This is a genomic window from Bacteroidota bacterium (assembly GCA_039714315.1).
Classification (GTDB): Bacteria; Bacteroidota; Bacteroidia; order Flavobacteriales; family JADGDT01; genus JADGDT01.
Window position 1 is genome coordinate 1 of the sequence record JBDLJM010000046.1, and the last position, 20980, is coordinate 20980.

At 34.9% G+C, this 20980-nt stretch carries 12 protein-coding genes; 3 read left to right on the forward strand and 9 right to left on the reverse strand.

The window, feature by feature from the left end; genetic code table 11:
• Positions 1–105 precede the first annotated feature (105 nt).
• The 4 genes from ABFR62_06540 to ABFR62_06555 all read right to left on the reverse strand — a co-directional run bounded on the left by ABFR62_06540 (position 106) and on the right by ABFR62_06555 (position 4623).
• On the reverse strand, positions 106–1191 hold the full coding sequence (locus ABFR62_06540; protein MEN8138071.1) for an iron-containing alcohol dehydrogenase family protein: 1086 nt from the start codon (positions 1189–1191) through the stop codon (positions 106–108).
• A gap of 44 nt (positions 1192–1235) precedes the next feature.
• Complete coding sequence (gene kdsB / locus ABFR62_06545) at positions 1236–1970, reverse strand: 3-deoxy-manno-octulosonate cytidylyltransferase (GenBank protein ID MEN8138072.1); 735 nt, start codon at positions 1968–1970, stop codon at positions 1236–1238.
• Positions 1971–2052: 82 nt separating this feature from the next.
• Complete coding sequence (locus tag ABFR62_06550) at positions 2053–3246, reverse strand: DegT/DnrJ/EryC1/StrS family aminotransferase (protein MEN8138073.1); 1194 nt, start codon at positions 3244–3246, stop codon at positions 2053–2055.
• An 816-nt stretch (positions 3247–4062) separates the two neighbouring features.
• Entirely contained in the window at positions 4063–4623 is a 561-nt protein-coding gene (locus ABFR62_06555) for a chalcone isomerase family protein (GenBank protein MEN8138074.1), read from the reverse strand.
• A 69-nt stretch (positions 4624–4692) separates the two neighbouring features.
• Between ABFR62_06555 and ABFR62_06560 the strand changes: the two genes are divergently transcribed.
• Complete coding sequence (locus ABFR62_06560) at positions 4693–6018, forward strand: DEAD/DEAH box helicase (GenBank protein MEN8138075.1); 1326 nt, start codon at positions 4693–4695, stop codon at positions 6016–6018.
• 219 nt (positions 6019–6237) lie between these two features.
• Here the strand turns inward: ABFR62_06560 and ABFR62_06565 are convergent, their stop codons facing one another.
• Positions 6238–8550, reverse strand: coding sequence for a T9SS type A sorting domain-containing protein (locus ABFR62_06565; protein MEN8138076.1), 2313 nt, complete (start codon positions 8548–8550; stop codon positions 6238–6240).
• 242 nt (positions 8551–8792) lie between these two features.
• Between ABFR62_06565 and ABFR62_06570 the strand changes: the two genes are divergently transcribed.
• Positions 8793–9620, forward strand: a complete 828-nt coding sequence (locus ABFR62_06570; GenBank protein ID MEN8138077.1) for a T9SS type A sorting domain-containing protein — start codon at positions 8793–8795, stop codon at positions 9618–9620.
• Between the two features lie 82 nt (positions 9621–9702).
• On the opposite strand, the gene menB is transcribed toward ABFR62_06570, so the two are convergent.
• Complete coding sequence (gene menB / locus ABFR62_06575; protein MEN8138078.1) at positions 9703–10524, reverse strand: 1,4-dihydroxy-2-naphthoyl-CoA synthase; 822 nt, start codon at positions 10522–10524, stop codon at positions 9703–9705.
• A gap of 471 nt (positions 10525–10995) precedes the next feature.
• Here menB and ABFR62_06580 point away from each other — a divergent pair, with 471 nt between their 5' ends.
• Positions 10996–16515: an MG2 domain-containing protein gene (locus ABFR62_06580; protein ID MEN8138079.1), complete on the forward strand. Its 5520-nt coding sequence runs from the start codon at positions 10996–10998 to the stop codon at positions 16513–16515.
• A gap of 628 nt (positions 16516–17143) precedes the next feature.
• Here ABFR62_06580 and pbpC read toward each other — a convergent pair.
• The 3 genes from pbpC to ABFR62_06595 all read right to left on the reverse strand — a co-directional run.
• Positions 17144–19420 (reverse strand): penicillin-binding protein 1C, encoded by a 2277-nt coding sequence (gene pbpC / locus ABFR62_06585; protein ID MEN8138080.1) that lies wholly within the window; start codon positions 19418–19420, stop codon positions 17144–17146.
• A gap of 265 nt (positions 19421–19685) precedes the next feature.
• Positions 19686–20396 (reverse strand): hypothetical protein, encoded by a 711-nt coding sequence (locus ABFR62_06590; protein MEN8138081.1) that lies wholly within the window; start codon positions 20394–20396, stop codon positions 19686–19688.
• Positions 20397–20509: 113 nt separating this feature from the next.
• Positions 20510–20980: ORF6N domain-containing protein (locus ABFR62_06595; protein MEN8138082.1), on the reverse strand; the 471-nt coding region annotated here is incomplete at its 5' end.

Sequence of the window (20980 nt, forward strand, 5' to 3'; positions counted from 1 at the left end):
CGGTGAAAATTCAGTAGTGATTACTGAATAAGTGAATTACATTGGCAAAAATCTAAAAAAAGGCTGTTGACATTACTCAACAGCCTTTTTTATATTAACCGAATATTACATCAGTTCATACAAACTTCTTAATTTTTCACGAGTAGCAATTTCTTTCCAGTTTTCTCCTAAGGCATTTTCCCAAAGAGGTTCTAAACTTAATGCCACATCTATCATTGTATCAAAATCCTTATCAGAAAGTCCTTTACATATTCCCTGGGGAATTTCTACATTATGTTTCTCAACCATCTGCTTGAATTCTTTCACTCCTTCGGGGTAAAATTCTTCCAACTGATCGAAAACAATGCAATTTCCCACTCCGTGGTGAGTTCCCAGCAAGAAACCAAGACCATATGACATAGCATGAGCCACACCTACCTGAGAATAAGCTATAGACATTCCTCCGTGGAAAGATGCCATCATCAACATATCCTGAGATTCATCGTCAAATTCATCTTTTTCAAGGAAAACTGTACGACAGAGATCCATCGACTTCTCGCCATATGATTTACTGAAAGCATTTATATAATTACCTGTTAGTGATTCAACATTGTGGATATAACAATCCATACCTGTGTAAAACCATTGATTTTTTTCAACACCCTGAATCAATTCCGGATCCAGTACCACCTGATCGAATGGTGTGTGATCCGAATTCATACCGAGTTTTCTTGTTGGCCCCGTCAGTACTGTGGTTCTGGAAACTTCAGCTCCTGTTCCCGAAACGGTAGGTACACCAACATGATAAACACCCGGATTTTTTACTAAATCCCAGCCCTGATAATCTGCCGATGATCCCGGATTTGTCAACATTAAAGCTACTGCTTTGGCATAGTCCAACACAGAACCTCCCCCAATACCAATTACCCCGGAAGGTAATTCTGAATAGGCTGCCTTAATATCGTCCCTTAACTTATCGGTAGTTTTGGTTTTTGGTTCATCATCAACATTAACGAAAATAATTTTATCATTAAATTTCAGAGGAATTCTCGAAACAAAACTTTCATTATTTTCAAACACATCATCTACTAAGTATATAAATGGTGATGTATTTGAAGTTCTTTTTCCTTCTACAATCTCTCCTATCTGGCTAAAACTCCCCCTTCCAAAAATAACGCGGGGTACCATTGGAAAGTTTCTATAATCTGTCATCTCTTTTTCTTTTTTACTGACTACAAACTCTTTGCGAAAACCTTTTATTCATCGCCTAAAAAGGCATGTGCAGCTTCCAGGTCCTGAGGAGTATCAATTTCTATACCCATATAATCAGTTTCTACCATCTTAATTTTCTTACCGTACTCTAAATATCTTAAAGCTTCTATTTTTTCCGTAGCTTCATTAACCTTCATTGGTAAACGAGAAAAATCCATCAAAGCTTGTTTTCTAAAAGCATAAACTCCTATATGCTCAAAATACTTTGCCCCTGCCTCTCTATCACGTGGATAAGGTATTGGTGATCGCGAAAAATACATTGCAAAATCATCATTATCTACAACAACTTTCACATAATTCGGATCTTCTATCTGATTTACCTTCGTCATTACCTGCATCAGGGAAGCAAGATCTATCTTATCAGCATCTTTACCCTTAAATACTTTAAGGACTTTCTCTAAAGGCTCTTTCTTTGTAAAAGGTTCATCTCCCTGTACATTTACAACAATATCCGCATCAATTTCAGCTACAGCTTCAGCAATTCTATCACTACCGGTTTCATGCTCCTTTTTACTCATTAAAGCCTTACCTCCGTGCTTCTCTACCTCTTCGAAAATAATATCACTGTCAGTTACTACATATACATCATCGAATAAATTAGTTTTAACAACAGCTTCAAAAGTCCTGATAATTACACTTTTTGAACCTAATTTTGCCATTAACTTACCCGGAAACCTAGAAGCACCATAACGTGCCGGTATCATAGCAATTACCTTCATATTCCAATATATTAGTTTATTTATCTGCCTTTCGGATATTCTAAAAAAAATAAAACAAACAGTTCTTCAAATGAACAGTCAATTAAAGTACTGATTTTATAGCTGCAACCATTTTATCTGCTCTTTCTTTAACTTCCTCCTCGGTCCAGTTAAGCTTAATTAGAGTAGATATTGTTCTACTAATAACTTCATCTGAGGCCGGAAATTTCATCTCAGCATAATTTGGCATCCCCTCTCTAATTTGTTTACTTATTGGAGAAACACTTTCTAAATTATGTAAGTGTTGCCACTTCTTTACATAGTGCCAGTTATTATCAAACCAATAAAAGTTTCCATCGGTTCCAAATTCACCAAGTGCAGCATGAACTTTTCTGGTTAATTCTTCCGTTGGTAAAAAGAAAGAAAGAAAAGAAAAGTTATCACCCTCAGGATCCGGTATTACTCTAAATGAAACTTCCTCAATAGTTGCAAGTGCCTCTTTAAGTATAGTTTTATTCTTTTTTTGAACCTCTATGATTTTATCAAGTTTTCCCATTTGGGCAATACCTACAGCTGCATTCAGTTCTGAAATTCTATAGTTAAACCCAAGGTGCGGATGTGATTCTGCTCCTCTGTCATTTCCAACATGGTCGTGACCGTGATCCTGATAAGCATCGGCTTTCACCGCAAAATCATCATTATTAGTAATAACGGCTCCACCCTCGCCACAGGTAATAGTTTTTACATAATCGAACGAATAACAACCAACATCACCGTAAGCTCCAAGAGCAGTTCCTTTATAGCTGCCGCCAAAAGCCTGACAGGCATCTTCTACCAACTGCAAATTATTCTCAACGCAAATCTTTTTAAGTGCATCAAGGTCGGCCATTGCTCCACACATATGAACCGGCATAATTGCTTTAGTTCTATCAGTAATTGCAGCTTTTACAGCATCTGGATTTAATGTCAGAGACTCATCAACATCAACTAAAATTGGTGTAGCTCCAACTGCTATAACAGATTCAAAACTGGCCACAAATGTAAAGGTCGGCATAATTACCTCATCACCAGCTCCAACACCCGCAATAGCCAAAGCTGTAGTAACAGCAGCTGTTCCGCTTGACAGTAATTGCGCGTGTTTAACGTCCATTTTCTTCTCAATAGCCTGCTCAAGCTCTTTTGCTTTCCAGTGACCGTTTCTGGCACCATCAAAACCGTAACGCATTAAAACTCCACTATCAAGAACATCATTAACCTCTTTTCGTTCGATATCGTCGAACCATTCAAATCCTGGCATATCTATAACTTGTTATATTTTTATCAAAATTGAAGCACAAATTTAATAATATTAAATAATAAATCGTTCTAATGTAGCCTCTACTTATTATTGTTAACCGATGATATAACTTCAACAGGACAATTACTTCATGTAAAACACTGGCTCCCCGCACCTTACCGATCCAACTAAATGAATATCTAATATTAAAAATTATTCTGAAACATATTTCAATTTAAAATCCATCGCTACTATTCATCAAACGTTTTTACATGTCTTTTAAGTATGAATTTTATGCGCCTATTCCGGCTATCCGCTTATAGTTTTGCCTGCTGAGATAGCTTACAATAGTTATGTGGGGTCCACACTTGAGGCGTGGCCGCCACATAACTTTGTTCGCGAATCTCAGCAGGCAAAAGCTATCGCTACTATCCGGGGCGTATATTACGGTGCTCTGCAGCTGTAAAAAAATGAATTACCAGTTACTTAAAACTTAATTCAATAAAAAAATGCTGCTTTTCAAAACAGAAAAGCAGCATTATCGTTTATTTTTTCTCCCTGAACAATTAAATATGTCCGGGAAATGATTTAAAAATTTTACTAAAACCAATTAAATTTCAAGATGCTCCGTTAGATTTGAAGTGTAGTTCTTTTTTACGAATATCAAATCTCCAACATAACAGGACTAAGGAAATAAGCGAAGCTATTCATGAACTCAATTGAAGTTATTGTTTTGTGAATAATATATTTTATGCGAAAAAAATTGAATTACACAAAAAAGATAATCTGCATTAGCTGCGCTGAACCTAAAGGTTTTTTATGTTTATTTGGTATAATTTATCTCCCCAGCATTTTTTCTTTTAAGCTTTCCTGTGCAGGTTCTTTACCCAACCATATACCAAACAAAGCTTTTTTAAACTCTAAACCTTTTATTGTTGAGCTGAGTTTATCATTTTTATATATTTCTACTCCAACATCCGGAATGTATACCATATTATAGGTATCATCAATTTTTATTTCCTCCTTAAATACAGCGATAAACATTTCAATTTCACCTTTTAAAGGATCTATATTACCTCCAAGTGATTTATCAAAACCTTCGCGGGTTGAATTTTCCATCTTTTCACTTGTAATCATTGAGGATACAATATGCAAACGAATAGCCATAGGCTCATTTCCATTAATAATCTTGGAAACGTCCGCATCTCTATCCGTCAGATACAATCCTCCTACATATAATTTCAAAAAATACTTTGTTCTGATTCCGGCACCATTCAGATCTAAATTACTATCTCCGGCTTTTATAGTTTCGGGCATAATAATTCCACCTATTTCCTGCGCTAACGAACTAAACGAAATAAATAAAATCGAAATAGAAAATATTAGTAACTTCTTCATAATTGTGCATATTTATAAGTTTGAACTGTGAATTTAGTAATTTATTTATCAATAGACTAACTTTGCAGCATGCAAGAAAAATCACATTCAACAGATAACATTCTAAAAAGGCTTAATATTTCTTCTTTAAACGAAATGCAAAAACAGGTAGTTGAAGCATTTTATTCTGATAAAGATTTAGTTGTACTGTCACCAACCGGGTCAGGAAAAACTCTGGCTTTTTTATTGCCAATTGTACAGTCGCTTAATAGTGATAATGATGAGATCCAAACACTAATTCTGGCTCCTTCAAGAGAATTAGCTCTGCAAATAGAGTCGGTTTTTAGAAGCATGGGAACCGGCTTCAAAGCAAACTGTTTTTATGGAGGGCATTCGTTTCAGGTTGAAAAAAACAGCTTAAAACACCCACCGGCAGTACTAATTGGAACTCCGGGTAGAATTGCGGATCATATAGACAGATCTACATTTTCAACTCAAAATATCAACACGATTGTTCTCGATGAGTTTGATAAGGCCCTTGAATTTGGTTTTCACGACGATATGAAGTTCATTATTCGCGAGCTGGAAAATTTAGATCAAAGAATACTAACTTCGGCAACTAAAACCGATGAAGTTCCTGCTTTTACAGGTATAACGGATCCTGTTGAATTAAATTTCCTGCCAACAGGCAAACAGGTTAAAGGACTATCAGTCAAAAAAGTAATTTCTGAGGAGAAAGATAAATTACCTACGCTTTTCGATTTAGTCTGTGACTTAGGTGATGAATCCACACTTGTATTTTGTAATCACCGTGAAGCCGTAGAGCGCACAAATAACTACCTGAGTAAAAAGGGAATAACATCTACATTTTTTCACGGAGGAATGGAACAACAGGACCGCGAAAGAACTTTGATAAAATTCAGAAATGGAAGTTCAAAAATCCTGGTAACATCCGATTTGGCTTCCAGAGGATTGGATATACCGGAAATTAAACATATTATACACTATCATCTGCCTTCGAAAGAGGATGCTTTTACTCACCGTAATGGTAGAACAGCAAGAATGAATGAAGAAGGTGCTGCATATGTGATTTTATCCAGAGAAGAAAATCAACCGGACTACATTCCAATATCGATTGACACATATTATATTTCAAAAAATATAGAGCTTCCCAAAGCACCTGAATGGGAAACAATATTTATTGGAAAAGGGAAAAAAGACAAGGTTAATAAAATTGATATTGTTGGTTTCTTATCCAAAAAAGGCGAACTCGAAAAAGGCGATATAGGACTTATTGAAGTAAAAGACTTCTTTTCGTATGCAGCGATTAAAAGAAGTAAAATAAACTCTGTGTTGAATAAAATATCAGGATTGAAAATCAAGAATAAGAAAGCTAAAATTGAAGTAGCGATGTAGGTTGCTGATTTTAATCTGAACTTGTTTCAGATTCCGATTCTTTAACAGTTGCTGACGTATAACTACAGCTGAGCATTAAAATAAATAAAGTTTGAAAAATATGAGATTTGGATAAAAGAAGACTAAGTAATACCGGTTGGCAGATCGGGCTATTTCAAGGATTCGACTATAAAAAAAACATTCATAATTGTATTCAAATCTCTCATCGAACTCAGGCTGTTAATACTTAACAATCTTTAAAGATTCTGATGACTGACCATAGCTTATTACCGCAATAAAAATTCCTGAATCTAAATCACGTCCTAATTCATCCTTTCCATCCCACTTTATTTTAAAATCAATATAAGCTTGCTGATAATTATCAACCAAGTTTCTTACTTTTTGTCCCTTTAAATCGTAAATAGAAATGTTAACATGTGATTTTTCACCTAAACAATAACTGAATTCTGTTATTGTATTAAAAGGGTTTGGTGAATTTTTAAAAGTATGTTTTTTCTTTTTTGTTATATAATCTTCATTTGCCAAAATCTTGTCGCTAAAATAGAAAAGCTTTGCACTCCCCGGTTGTAGTGTTACCTTAAATGATGATCTATCATCATATTTTATAAAGTCATAATTGTCATAATCAGAATATTCTAAATTGAATACTTTTAACTGATTTAGATTATATTGGGTCGAAATTGTTGCCGTAACCTCATTTTCATAATCCTTATTCATAATCATAACAAAATCCTTTTCTTCTGAATCTTTAAAAGATCCTATAAGTAAATTTGCATTCGACGAAACCTCTGAAACAATTGCCATCTCATCCAGCCCCTGAATTTTGTTATGCTCCGGTTTGTTGTGATATACTCCAACAGTTTTCAGCTTCATCATCTCTGCTCCCATTATCTTAATCTCCGGGTTTAGTTTTTGTATTGAGTTATAAATACTTTCCTTTTCAGGATTACCGGTTACACCCCAGTTTCCATGCCAGTGAAACCATATAAGTCCGCTTACACCATAAGTAAGAGAGGCATAAGACTGCCATTTATGCTCGGCATATGTAGGTGTTCTCCAATTTAAATCAGACTCTATTGTGCCATCGGTGCCTATAGCCTGTATTATATTGTAAAATGGCACACCGTAGCGAAGAGCATATTCCCTAATCACCTGAATATTCAGGAAAAACTTGTCTGTATCTGTTCCATTATTACTGAATATATATCTGTCGAAACTCAACATTTCAAGTTTTGTCTGATCCAGTAAACTCTCTATATACGAACGGTAATCCTCATCATCAACACCAGGCCATATATTAACAAAGCTCTCTCGTGCAGGATCTTTAACTTTCAGATAGGAAACAACTTTCCCTATATTTTTGAAGGAATTTCTATAAGGTTCATCACAGATGTGGTAACCAAGAACATTAGGATTATCTTTATACTTCTGAATAACAGGATCCAGTTTTGCCAGCATTTCAGGGGTAATTTCCGGTGCCACTAACGTGGATGGGTGACTCAAATAATTTTCCCCGCCCAAAAGGTTTGTAACTGAGATATAATACTTAAGATTATATTTTTCATATATTCTTATCAATTCATCCTCTGGTCTTACCCAGAGTCCGACATCAAACCCGGCATTTTTATATTCCTGAAATACGCTTTCATTGTATGGAGACAAATTCCATGCATATGGAGGAGACCAGGCACTGAGCAAAAACTCATCACGCTGCCAGTATTCATTCACAACATCAGCCCTTAACACCGTATCAATGGTTTCCTCATTATGAACCAGACTATATCTTAGGTTGTAACTTCCCGTATTATTAAATTTAACTTCCCAAATAGTTGTATCACAATCTCCGGGCAGAAGCTTAGGATGTTCATTTAGCAACTTTCCGTTTATTAACTCAACATTTTCCGTCAATTCAAGTTTACTATTCAAACCGGAAGTTTCATCATCTCCAATATTTAATAATGTAGCAACAAGCTTTAGATTTTCATCAGGTTTAATGGTAGACCTTTCTATTTTAAAAGCAGAAATTATTGGATTCGCAGGCATATGAACAATCCTGAAATAATCTATCTCAAATGTATTGTCTTCAGAACTGGAGTTTACGGTAAAATTTGCAATTCTGGTAATATTATCAACCCACTTATCATGAGTTCTCAAATCTATAACATACTCATGAAAATCAGCATCACCAAAAATGTTATACTGATATATTACACTCTTTCCGCTGCTGGTTTCCCAGTTTAATAAAATTGAAGTACCTCCATGTGCCTTTAGTCTAAAAATAATTTTGTAGTAATTATCTGAATTAACTTCAAAAACATCGCTCCCGATTACAGCGAAATCACCGTCAACATCAGTAATAGCCTTAAGCACTCCATCAGCCACGCTTATTTCTCCTGAATTGGCTCTAATACTCCATCCCTCTGAATTTTCGTTAAACTCCCAGCCTTTTCCAATTTCGTTTTGGGCATAACTGTTTATACTCGCAATTAAAATTATTAACGTTATTAAAAATGAATTAGGAATAACTTGCATCTGTAAATAATTGGTTCTGCATAAATGTATATAATAAAACAATTATGTTATTTACAAAATATTAGATATTAGTAATAGAATCTTCTCATTATAAACACAGTTTGGTTCTTCAAAACATACAAATTCTCATAATCAAAGTCAATATTCTATCAATATTTGATTTAAAAATAGTAGCAACTATTAATTAAAATCACATACTTTTATTACTAATTTTTTTTATTTATTAATAAAACAGCTAAACTATGAAGGTATTTTACAAGCACTCAATTTTTATTTTCACTTTTTTAATACTAGCAGTGATTAATAATTTGAAGGCACAGGAAACATTAGATCTAACAGGCGATAATCTTGGGGATCTCTCAGAATCGGGATTAAACTCATTTACTGCTGTTATAGGATTTAATATGCCGCCAAATGATGCTATTATAGTTGTTAATTCAGATAAAGGCACAGAATATTCCATGAATTATAGTAGTGCAATGTGGCATGAGGATTTAGAAGATGAAATACCACAGATAATAGGATTAGCCGCTGAAGGTGATAAGGGGGCTGAAGGCCCAGGAACACTTGAATTTACAATAAATAGCGGTATAGCTTCACTTGCATTTCAAACTTACAGTGAAGAACACGATGATATTGACTTTGTAGATCCTGTAGTCTATATTAATGACGTAAAAGTAACTGATTTTGAAGAGATAAATGTAGAAGGTGAAGTGAACATAAAATTTGTTAACGAAGCCGAAACCAAAAATGAGGATGACGATACTGACAAGTACGATTTAATAGTGATAACGTCTGTTAGCTGGACAAATTATGGTCTTGCACTGGATGATTACAGACTTAACCCTATAAATTTCCACCCAAATCCCATTGGAGATAATGGAATATTAAATTTCGATAATTACAGTCTGACTAAAATTGAGATATATAACACTGAAGGAAGAAGGATAAAAACTTTTGAAAACATTAAAGGAAACAAAATCAATATCTCCGAATTAGAAAAAGGCATTTATTTTATGATTGCAGAAGATGTTGACAATAAAAAATACTCTTCAAAGGTTATTAAATAATATACTTTTTTACCATAAAAAAAGAGCGAAACCGAAAGTGATATTTTTTGGTTTCGCTCTTTTAAGTTCCAATTATTTTCCACTATGGAAACTTAGGATACTTTTTAAAGTTCGGCTCTCTTTTTTCCAAAAATGCTTTTTTACCCTCCTGGGCTTCTTCCATCAAATAAAACATTAAAGTAGCATCACCTGCAAACTCCATCAACCCTGTTTGCCCGTCAAGCTCGGCATTAAGTCCTCGTTTCAGCATTCTAATTGCCATAGGCGAACGTTTCTGAATTATCTGACCCCATTCAACACCTGCATCTTCAAGTTCTTCTAATGAAACAACCTTGTTAACCATTCCCATATCTTCGGCTTCCTTGGCTGTATATTGAAGGTTCAGGAACCATATTTCTCTTGCTTTTTTCTGGCCCACGTGACGTGCAAGATACGAAGAACCAAATCCGGCATCGAAACTACCTACTTTAGGACCTGTTTGTCCAAACTTAGCATTATCGGAAGCAATAGTAAGATCACAAACTACGTGAAGTACATGTCCGCCGCCAATTGCATAACCGTTTACCAGTGCAATTACCGGCTTAGGAAGCGAACGGATCTTTTTATGTAAATCCAGTACATTTAATCGAGGCACACCATCTTCACTGATGTATCCCCCTACTCCTTTCACATTTTGATCGCCCCCTGAACAAAATGCCTTATCTCCTGCTCCTGTTAGCAATACCACATCTATATTAGGATCCTCCCTGCAAATATCAAATGCATCCAGCATTGCCATATTTGTTTCCGGACGGAAAGCATTATAAACTCTGGGACGGTTTATCGTAATTTTTGCAATACCTTCGAACATTTCGAATTTAATATCCTCATATTCTTTAATGGTTTGCCATTCTCTTTTAGCCATATCTCTATTAATTCTGATCTATAATTTAAGGAAAACAAATGTAAACAAAACAGCTCAAAAATTAGAATAAAATCCGTCTAGTTGAAGTTTATTGGAAGATGCGTTATATATATTGTAACATAAATAATGTACTGACCGGCCTCCGGCACCCACCAAAACAGTAAAGCATGATCAATAAATTATATTTTTCAGCTAAATAACACTCGTTATCCGGCAATTTAATATCAGAAGAAAACTCTTAACAACATTGTGAATAAAATATTTAATAATTATAAGTAATTACAATAAAGTTGACTATTTTTTGTCTTTGATTTATAAGGAAAGCTGATATATTTTCACACAAACTTGCTATGTCTTCCATTACATAAAGTATGAATAAAACACAGCATATTAAAACTATAATAATGAACTATTTAGAATAAAGTTTAGTGCAAAAAAAAATCCCCATTCATAACTCACCAATTTTTTAAAATGAAAAATTTCAAATTACTATTATTTTCTATAAGTGTTTTACTTATAACAGTATCCTGTTCTGAAGAAATAACAGAAAACAAAGTAGCTCCTGTAAAAATTAGCCAGGGATATATCAATTATATATCGGCATTTACTTCCGGAGTAATTCAACGAAATCAGGAAATTAAATTTATATTATCCAAACCGGCAGTATATCCATATGAAGCAGGGGGAGAACTACCGTCTGATATTATATCTGTTTCGCCGGAAGTTGATGGTACATTAACCCTTGAAGATCAATACACGGTTGTATTTAAACCTGATGAACTTCTAAATTCGGCTACAGTTTTTAACGGTAAACTGAATTTAAAAAAACTTGTTGATGCTAAAGGTGAATTTGCCGATTTTCCTTTTCAGTTTCAAACTCTGAAGCAAAACATAAAACTTGTCTACCATCAATATAAGCCATACGATGACTCCTACGAGAAAAACTATCTTGAAGCATCAGTATTCTCTTCAGATTTTATTGAAGATGAAAAATTGGAGAAATTAATATTTGCAGAACAGGGCAACCGAAAATTACCGCTTAAGTTTATCCGTAAATCAAATACCGAAATTTCTGTTGTTGCCGATAGCGTTATCAGAAGAAAAAACAAAGAGTTTGTCTTTTTAAGTTACGATGGAGAAAGTATAGGTATTGACGATTCAGACAATTTTAAAATTAATATCCCAAGCATTAATAGTTTCGAAGTACTGGAAGTTAGAAAAGGATACTCTCCAAAAAGATTTATCGAGATAGTTTTTTCACTGCCGGTTTCCGATAATCAAAATATAAAAAGCTTTGTAAGTGTAAACGGCGACAGATATGATTATACAATAGACAAAACCGTATTAAAAATATTTCCCGGCAGCGATAATAATGATAACAATGTCATTATCTCGGAAGGATTAGCAAGCAATAATGATAAAAAACTAACAAAAAAACACATTTCAAAAATTACCTTTAAACAGGTAAAACCTGAAATAGAAATTATTGGAAAAGGTGTAATTATGCCCGATTCCGACGGACTTATATTTCCGTTTAAATCTATTGGGCTAAAAGAAGTAAAGGTTAGAATCGTCAGGGTATTTGAAAATAACATGGGGCAGTTTTTTCAGTCAAATAATTTTTCAGGCGATAATAACCTGAAACGTGTTGGCCGCCCGATTTATAACAACACAATACCTTTAAACAGCGACAAAGCCATTAACTACAACATATGGAATAACTTTAATGTCGACATTTCTAAATTAATCGATATAGAACCCGGTGCAATATATCAGGTAAAATTAAGTTTCTCGAAAAACAACATTGTCTTTAATTGTGGCGATTCCAAAGATGATTCGTCGTTGGCAAGCATCGAAAATGATAATGAAAACTGGGATGCTGCATCTAATTACAATTATTATGACGATTACTACTACGACGATTACTATCCGCAAAATTATAATTGGAAAGAAAGAAATAACCCCTGTAGCACGTCTTATTATACCGGTTCAAAATTTGTTTCAAAAAATCTAATCTCATCAAATCTGGGATTAATCTGTAAACAGGACGAAAGCGGAACATATCAGGTTGTAGTCAGTGATCTGCGTACAACTCTACCGGTTGCAGAGGCTAAAGTAGAAATATTCAATTTTCAAAATCAGCCTTTAACTTCCGGCAAAACAAACACTGAAGGAATATCTACATTAATTACTCCTAAAAAAGGATACTATATAAAAGTAGAAAGTGAAGAACAAAAATCTTATTTAAGAATCGATGACGGAACTTCACTATCATATAGTAAATTTGATATTGCGGGGAAAAAATCGAAAAAAGGAATAAAAGGTTATATCTATGGCGAAAGAGGTGTATGGAGACCGGGAGATACACTACACCTTACATTTGTATTGGAAAACAAAAGCAAAACTCTTCCCGAAAATTACCCGGTAACTTTTGAACTTTACAATCCAATGAATCAACTTGTTCAGCGGGAAGTAAAAAACAGTAGTGTTAACGGTTTCTATACTTTTAAAGCACAAACAGCCGGTGATGCTGCCACAGGTAAATGGTACGTAAAAGCAAAATTAGCCGATACAGAATTCACTAAAACGCTTCGTATAGAAACTACAAAGCCAAACAGACTAAAAGTAGAGCTAAAATTAAACAACAAAGTAATAAAGGCTAAAAGCAATAATAAATTAACTCTTTCTTCCCGTTGGTTACACGGAGCTAATGCAGGTAGTTTAAAAGCATCAGTAAAACTAAACCTCAAACCTGTAAAAACAACTTTCAAAGGATACTCACATTACATTTTCGACGACCCCACCAAGTCATTTTCTTCGGAAGAAAGTGTTGTATTTGACGGAAAATTAAATCAAAACGGAGAAAAAACATTCAGTTACTCTCCAAAAGACAATGACAATATTCCCGGAATGCTAAAAGCGCGTTTCACAAGTTTTGTTTACGAAAAAAGCGGTGACTATAGTCTGAACACTCAGGATTTTCTCTATTCAAACTACAACAACTATGTTGGAATGAATATAAAGCTCGACGACAAAAATCACAATATGATTTATACTGCCAAAGATCATATTGTTGACATAGCAACTGTGAATGCTGAAGGAAATAAAGTTAACAGTAGTGTTTCGTACAAAATATATAAATTAAAATGGAGCTGGTGGTGGAGTTCAGATAACGACAATATTGCTCACTACATAGCAAATACTGATTATATTGTTAAAAAAGAAGGAACTTTAAGCACGAAAAACGGACAAGGAAGCTTCAAATTTAAATTCAACAACAACGAATGGGGACGCTATTTAATTCTGGTAAAGGATAAAATTAGCGGACATACAACAGGAAAAATAGTTTATATCGACTGGCCAAACTGGAGCAGCCGAAACAACCCAAATCCTGAAGCGGCAAGTATGCTGACATTTAACAGCGATAAAGACAAGTATTCTGTTGGTGATGATGTTGTTCTGAACGTACCAACATCCGGCGAAGGAAGAGCCCTTGTAAGTATAGAGAAAGGCGATAAAATACTACAGATGTTTTGGGCAGATACCCAAAAAGGCCTTACAAAAATAAAATTCAAAGCAAGTGCCGACATGTCACCTAACGTATATGCTAATATTACATACATTCAAAAACATTCGCAGACAATAAATGACCTGCCGATAAGAATGTACGGTGCTACACCTGTTTATGTGGAAGACCCGAATTCACATATTAATCCAGTTATATCATCTCCCAAATCAATAGAACCGGAAAGTAATTACAAAATTACGCTAAGCGAGAAAAACAATAAAGCCATGACATATACACTGGCAGTTGTTGATGAAGGTCTTCTGGACCTTACAAACTTCAATACCCCCGATCTGTGGAAACACTTCTATAAAAAAGAGGCATTGAGAACAAGAACCTGGGATATGTATGATTTTGTAATGGGTTCATTTGGAAGTAAACTTGAGCAAATGTTTGCTGTTGGAGGCGATAGCGAACTCATTAAAAAAGGAAATAAAAAGGCAAACAGGTTTGTACCGGTTGTAAAATTCATTGGTCCTTTTAATTTAGAACAAGGGAAGAGTAAAACTCACAAACTAAAAATGCCAAACTATGTTGGTTCTGTTAAGGTGATGGTTGTTGCGGGAAATAACGGAGCTTACGGAAAAGCAGATGTTGCTATCCCTGTAAAAAAACCGTTAATGGTACTGGCTACCCTGCCAAGAGTTTTAGGAAGCAATGAAACATGCGATCTGCCTATCACCGTTTTTGCAATGGATAAGAAAATAAAGTCGGCAAAAATTACAGTTAAGGTAAATGACAAATTAAATATTGAAGGTAATTCTACATCAACTCTGAACTTTAAAAATACCGGCGAAAAAATATCTTATTTCAGATTAAAAACAAGTAATAAAATTGGAGTTGCCAAGGTTGTAGTAACTGTAGAAAGCAATGGAATTAAAGCAAAGCACGAAATAGAACTGGATGTAAGAAACCCTAACCCGCCGGTTTCAATTAGCGAAGAGTATATGCTGGAAAACAAGCTTTCTATCAACAAAAAACCATTTGGGGTTGAAAATACAAACAAACTAAGTATAGAAGTATCTTCTATGCCGGCATTGAACCTGGAAAAACGCTTATCGTATTTAATACAGTATCCGCATGGATGTATTGAACAAACTACTTCGAGTGTTTTCCCTCAATTGTATCTTTCGAAACTGACAAACCTCAGCAGCGGAAGAGTTTCTGAAATAGAACACAACATTAAAGAAGCTATTAATCGTTTATACAAGTTTCAACTAAGTGACGGAGGAATGAGTTATTGGCAGGGAGCTACAACAGCCAATTACTGGGGTACAAACTATGCAGGGCATTTTATGCTTGAAGCTGAAAAACTGGGTTATGCCCTACCCTCCGGATTTAAAACTAAATGGGTAAAATATCAATCTAAAAAAGCCAATTCCTGGTCAGCGACCGATCAATACACAAGCAGTAGCGTACAGGCATACAGGCTATATACTTTAGCTCTTGCCAATAAAGCTGCAGTTGGGGCAATGAACCGACTTAAAGAACAGAACATAGATACAGAAGCCAGAGCTTTACTTGCAAGTGCCTATGCTCAAATTGGCCAGAAAGATATTGCCAAAGAGCTTCTTTTTAAAAATACCCAACAAACGCAGGTTTCAAAAAAACATTATTACTACAGCTATGGCTCTAAAGATCGCGAAACAGCTGTATTCCTTTATGCATATGCCGGCATTAAGGAAAAAGAACTCTCTTTCAACACTTTGAAAAGAGTAGCAGAAAATTTATCCGGCGAGAAGTATATGAGTACGCAAACAGCTGCATTCTCTTTATTGGCAGTTCAGAAATATATATCGCGTTTTAATCCTGATGACAATATAGATATTGAATATTCTATAGACGGAAAATCGAAATCTGTAGAATCGGCACTGCCTGTATACACGATAAATTTCGACAATTATGAAAAGTCCAAAAATGTAAAACTCGAAAATAACGGGGATGGATCACTATTTGTCAGAGTTATTAATAGTGGGATTCCATTAAAACACGAGGAGAAAGAATTCAGCAGGAATTTAACCCTAAAAGTCAGGTATACCGATACAAATGGTGACAATATTGATGTTGGCAACCTAAAACAGGGAAAAGAGTTTAAAGCTGTTGTAACCATAACAAATAACAATTCTATAGATAATATTAAGGACATTGCTCTGAATCAAATATTTCCTTCAGGATGGGAAATTGTAAATAGCAGATTATTGGGTACTGTAGACAAAACTTCAGATCAGCCCGATTATATCGATATCAGAGATGACAGGGTTTATCAGTATTTCGATCTCAGACAATCGGAAACAAAAACTTTTACAGTATCATTGATTGCAGCATACTCCGGAGAATACTATCTGTCGGGAGTATTGGCAGAAGCAATGTATAACGACAGCTTTAAAGCCATGATTAAAGGGAAAAAAGTTATTGTAACAAAATAGACAGATATTATATCTAATTAAGGATTATCAAAAGCCGGTAATAAGGATAAATGCTCTTATTATTGGCTTTTTTAGTTCGATCAATTCATATTCTTTGCTATAATACCAATTAAATTATGGAATGCGCTGTTAGCTTTGAAGTATAATTCTTTTTTACGAATTTAAAAATTATTGCATAGCAGAGCTACGGAAGCATTTTTAAATGAAATAAAAATGGATTAGGCGAAAAAGATATAGCGCATTTCATTGTTTATTTGGTATAAATACAATTAATTGAAGTTCCCCATGCCTTAGGTTTACCAATACGGGATATGAATATATCGGGGCAAAACATCTTGCCATAAAGAATATTTATCAATAGCCGGCAGAACTCCCAAATATCAATAGCAATGATGAGATATATTTGTTTTTAAGGTGCTGAACACCGAAATATAGTTCGCCCGGATGGCAGCGACAGCCTTTGTTTGGAATAGCTTGTGAGAAATATATTTTGGCGGCTGAGCCTTAGCGAAGACCCCGAAATGTAATTTTCGAACTGCTATACCGAACAAAGCTATAGCGGAGAGCCTGTCTGCCAATCCAGGCAGGCCGGAAATAGCGCCAAAAAAGAAATGAGAAACTTTAACAATTAATCCACAACTTCAAAATGCTTGCTTATACTGTTACCCTTAGAATCTAAGCAGGTAATTGTATGAAAGCCTTTATCAGCAATAAAAGCATAGGTGTGATTACTCTTCGTAGTCTTCACATACTCTCCATCGATATGCCAATAAACCGTCCCGTTTGAATTTTGATGTGCCAGCTCAAATACAACTTTCGATTTTTCGCCTAATTTGTTTTTAGGTATAAAAATTCTGTTTTCCTTATTAGGGTAAATCCATTGCATTACCTTGTTCTCTCTAACGTTACACGATTCTTTCCACGCCGGCAATTCCTTATAATATGTATTGTATTTTTTGTAATACCAGGCCTGAACAGACGGAAGTACAAAATAATTCCTTGTTACAATCTCCGAAACAGGATAACAGTTGCTGTTTACTCTGTACTTTTCTGTTTTATCCAGATGAACAGCTTTATGATAATCACATTTTTTTGATTCAACAGCGCGTAAAGGAGCAAGTATAGTATCCCTGTCTTCACAATATTCCGATGCTTTCATTCCACTTACAGAACACGTTTCTATATCTGCCAGATCATCATGAGGAACCTCAAACCAGCGGCTGTTTTTCAGTAACGAAAATACATCGAACATAAGAGGAGCAGCTGCCGAAACACCAAGTATTCCGGGTCTTCCTTCTCCATCAGCATTCCCTACCCAAACTGCAACAAGTTTATCCTTTGTCCAGCCAACAGACCATGCGTCTTTAAAACCGTGGCTCGTTCCTGTTTTCCAGGCAATATTGTTATTGGCATTGAAGTTTTGCCATCCGGCTTCATTTTCCGGTCTGTTTACTTTTCTCAATGCTTCGAAAACAGAGAAAATTGCACCACGCGATAACACACCTTTTTTTCTTAACTGTTTTTCCTCTTCATTTAACAGGGTTTTTGCTTCCGTAAAAGGCAAATTATTCTCTGTATCCTGTTGAAAATAATTTAAATCCTCGGCCATCCATGCATAAGCTCTCGAAATATTCCAAAGAGAACTTTCTGCTCCCCCCAGTATTAACGACAATCCATAATTGTCGGCTCCCCTGTTAATATTTTTTAGCTGTAAATCTTCAAGCTTTTTGTAAAATGCTTCTATCCCGTAATCGCGAAGTAAACGAACAGAAGGGATGTTTAAAGAACGCGACAGGCATAAACCTGCCGGTACTGCTCCTTCGTATTTCTTAATATAATTCTCTGGCATAAATCCATTGTATTGGGTAGGTATATCGGCCAGTAATGTATGAGGTAAAATCATTCCCTTATCTAATGCAGCAGCGTACAAAATCGGTTTCAGAATACTGCCTGTGCTGCGCGGAGCCTGAACTATATCTACATAATTGGAATTATCGGCATTTTTACTTTCAGAATTTCCAACGTAGCTTACTACCTCATTGCTTTTTAAATCGATAACCAAAACAGCGAGATTAAATATCCTGTTCTGAACAAGCTCACGGTTGTGTTTAGCACAAATATCAAGAACCTTTTTCTGTAGTTTATAGTCGATTGTTGAGTGATAAAGCTTATCACCGTCTTTACTTAATTTTTGCAGCAAGTGCGGGGCATAATTTGGTAAAGGATATGGTTTATCGGGAATTTCCTCCAACAGAGCCAGGCTGTATGTTGTTGAATCTATTAGCTCTCTGTTGTATAATTTTTTTAAAAGAAAATTTCTTTTTTTCAGTAACTTATCCCTGTTTCTTCCGGGGTGAATAAGCGACGGAGAGTTTGGCAGAACTGCAAGAGTAGCCGCTTCGGCCCAGCTTAACTCACTCGATTTTCGGTTAAAATATCTCCAGGATGCACTCTCCACTCCTACTACATTTCCTCCGAATGGAGCATTAGAAAGATATAACTGCAGTATTTCTTTTTTGGAGTTGTTTAGCTCTAACCCGACAACAAGAAAAAGCTCTTTAATCTTCTGTATATATGATCGTTTGGGATTTTTCAACCACAACCTTATAGTTTGCATAGAAATAGTACTGCCGCCCCTTTTTATCTCTCCCGATTTAATATTTGATGATAATGCCTTTACAATGCTGACAGGGTTTACACCAAAATGCCAATAAAAGTACTCATCTTCGAAAGTAAGTATACTCTGCTCAATCTTACTGTCCATTGATTTGCTTTCGGGAAAGCGCCATTGTCCGTCGCCAGCAATTCGCGCCGAAAGCAAATTACCTTCGCGTGAGAAAACCACTTTTGATTTTGGAGTTTCAAAAAGATTAGCCGGAAAAAAAATCCATAATGAAACTAACATTACAGAGATAAATAAAACGAAGTAAAGTATTTTGCTTTTAAAGCTTAGCATTTACATAAATATTTGATAATTCAGCCTGATTGACATTTGGTAACCTTTTAATGTACATTTTGCTATGCTTCACAATGCCGGACAACGAAAATAATCGCAATAATGAACTCGACAAATATATACTTGTGTTACGAAATTAACAACCTACAATATCAAATACCCGTTTTTTACAGTACATCAAAAAACAATATAAAAAAAGCAAATTGCACAGCCTTTAATTACTAACCAATTTCCACTTAATTAATTTACTTTTAATTTTATCTTTTAAATTAAAGTGCTTTGATATTTCCTTTGAATTATATCCTGAAATATATTTTGGAGTTTCTTTTTTAAGCTGGTAATACACGTTATCGTAAATCTTCCACCTGCATAAATCTATTGGAGTAACTCTTGACGAGTTAATATTTTCTGCAATGCCCGCTGCCTTAATACCTGCTGCGACTAATTCAGAGCAGAAAAACTTATCGAAGTTTTCTTTATTATGAACAAGCCTATCCAAAAATGGTATTTTACTTAAAATATCAATGGCTAATTTAACAACTTGCCACAAATCATATTTTTTTCTTTGATCTAAATGAAATCCCAGAAATTCCCTGAACTTATTTTCATCAAAATAATTATTTCTTATCTCATTGTTAAGAGGCAACCACCAAACATCGCCTCCATAATCCTTCAAAACATCGCTAAAAGTGTTTGTAGTAATACCTTCCCCATTTGCCTCAATAATTTTATTTGAAAATTCATTCACAGAACCCTGATCGTTTTCACGTTGCAAAATAATTCCAAGATGTGAAACATTCGACCGTGTTACAAGTTTAATTATTTTTGAAAAACAATTATCTCCGCCAAAAGCAATTACATCTCCGGGAAGCATTAATTCTCTAATTTCCGGGTATTCTACCTGGCGCATTTCTCCGCTTTTCATAGCTGATTATTTGAATAGTTGTATAGTAAATCTAATAAAATTTATACGATATCCAATAACGCATCAGGCTAACCTGCATCAGCATTAATTTTAAGACTATTATAAGTAAAAACCTATTTACTGTTGTTAGCCTTATAACCTATTCTTCTACGCTTATTTTGTTTAGTTTCCAGTTTATCTTTTTGCAACAGGAAGTTAATTGCTTTGTAGATGTCTTTGAAGTTTTTATTATATCTATTTTCAATTTTATTTAATCTTATCGTAATGTCTTTATTTGACAGAGCATATTGTCGAAGAAAAACAAAAGCACGTACAATTTGTATGTTTATTTCAATAGCTTTTGGGTTACTTAAAACACTGGCAAGCATAGCAACACCTTGTTCTGAAAAAGCAAAAGGCATATATCTTGTACCTCCTCTTTTTGAGGACGCATTTTGCGTCCTCAAACTATAATATTCCTCTTTAGTTAACTCAAACATAAAGTCGGGAGGGAAACGGGTAATATTTCTTCTTACTGCTTCTTTTAGACGTTTAGTTTCAGTTTCATAAAGTTCTGCGAGGTCAAAATCAAGCATCATTTTCTT

Excerpts from the sequence above, each read along its gene's own strand:
- ABFR62_06540 (MEN8138071.1), bottom strand. The coding sequence starts at position 1,191 with ATGACAGATTATAGAAACTTTCCAATGGTACCCCGCGTTATTTTTGGA.
- kdsB (MEN8138072.1), bottom strand. The coding sequence starts at position 1,970 with ATGAAGGTAATTGCTATGATACCGGCACGTTATGGTGCTTCTAGGTTT.
- ABFR62_06550 (MEN8138073.1), bottom strand. The coding sequence starts at position 3,246 with ATGCCAGGATTTGAATGGTTCGACGATATCGAACGAAAAGAGGTTAAT.
- ABFR62_06555 (MEN8138074.1), bottom strand. The coding sequence starts at position 4,623 with ATGAAGAAGTTACTAATATTTTCTATTTCGATTTTATTTATTTCGTTT.
- ABFR62_06560 (MEN8138075.1), top strand. The coding sequence starts at position 4,693 with ATGCAAGAAAAATCACATTCAACAGATAACATTCTAAAAAGGCTTAAT.
- ABFR62_06565 (MEN8138076.1), bottom strand. The coding sequence starts at position 8,550 with ATGCAAGTTATTCCTAATTCATTTTTAATAACGTTAATAATTTTAATT.
- ABFR62_06570 (MEN8138077.1), top strand. The coding sequence starts at position 8,793 with ATGAAGGTATTTTACAAGCACTCAATTTTTATTTTCACTTTTTTAATA.
- menB (MEN8138078.1), bottom strand. The coding sequence starts at position 10,524 with ATGGCTAAAAGAGAATGGCAAACCATTAAAGAATATGAGGATATTAAA.
- ABFR62_06580 (MEN8138079.1), top strand. The coding sequence starts at position 10,996 with ATGAAAAATTTCAAATTACTATTATTTTCTATAAGTGTTTTACTTATA.
- pbpC (MEN8138080.1), bottom strand. The coding sequence starts at position 19,420 with ATGTTAGTTTCATTATGGATTTTTTTTCCGGCTAATCTTTTTGAAACT.
- ABFR62_06590 (MEN8138081.1), bottom strand. The coding sequence starts at position 20,396 with ATGAAAAGCGGAGAAATGCGCCAGGTAGAATACCCGGAAATTAGAGAA.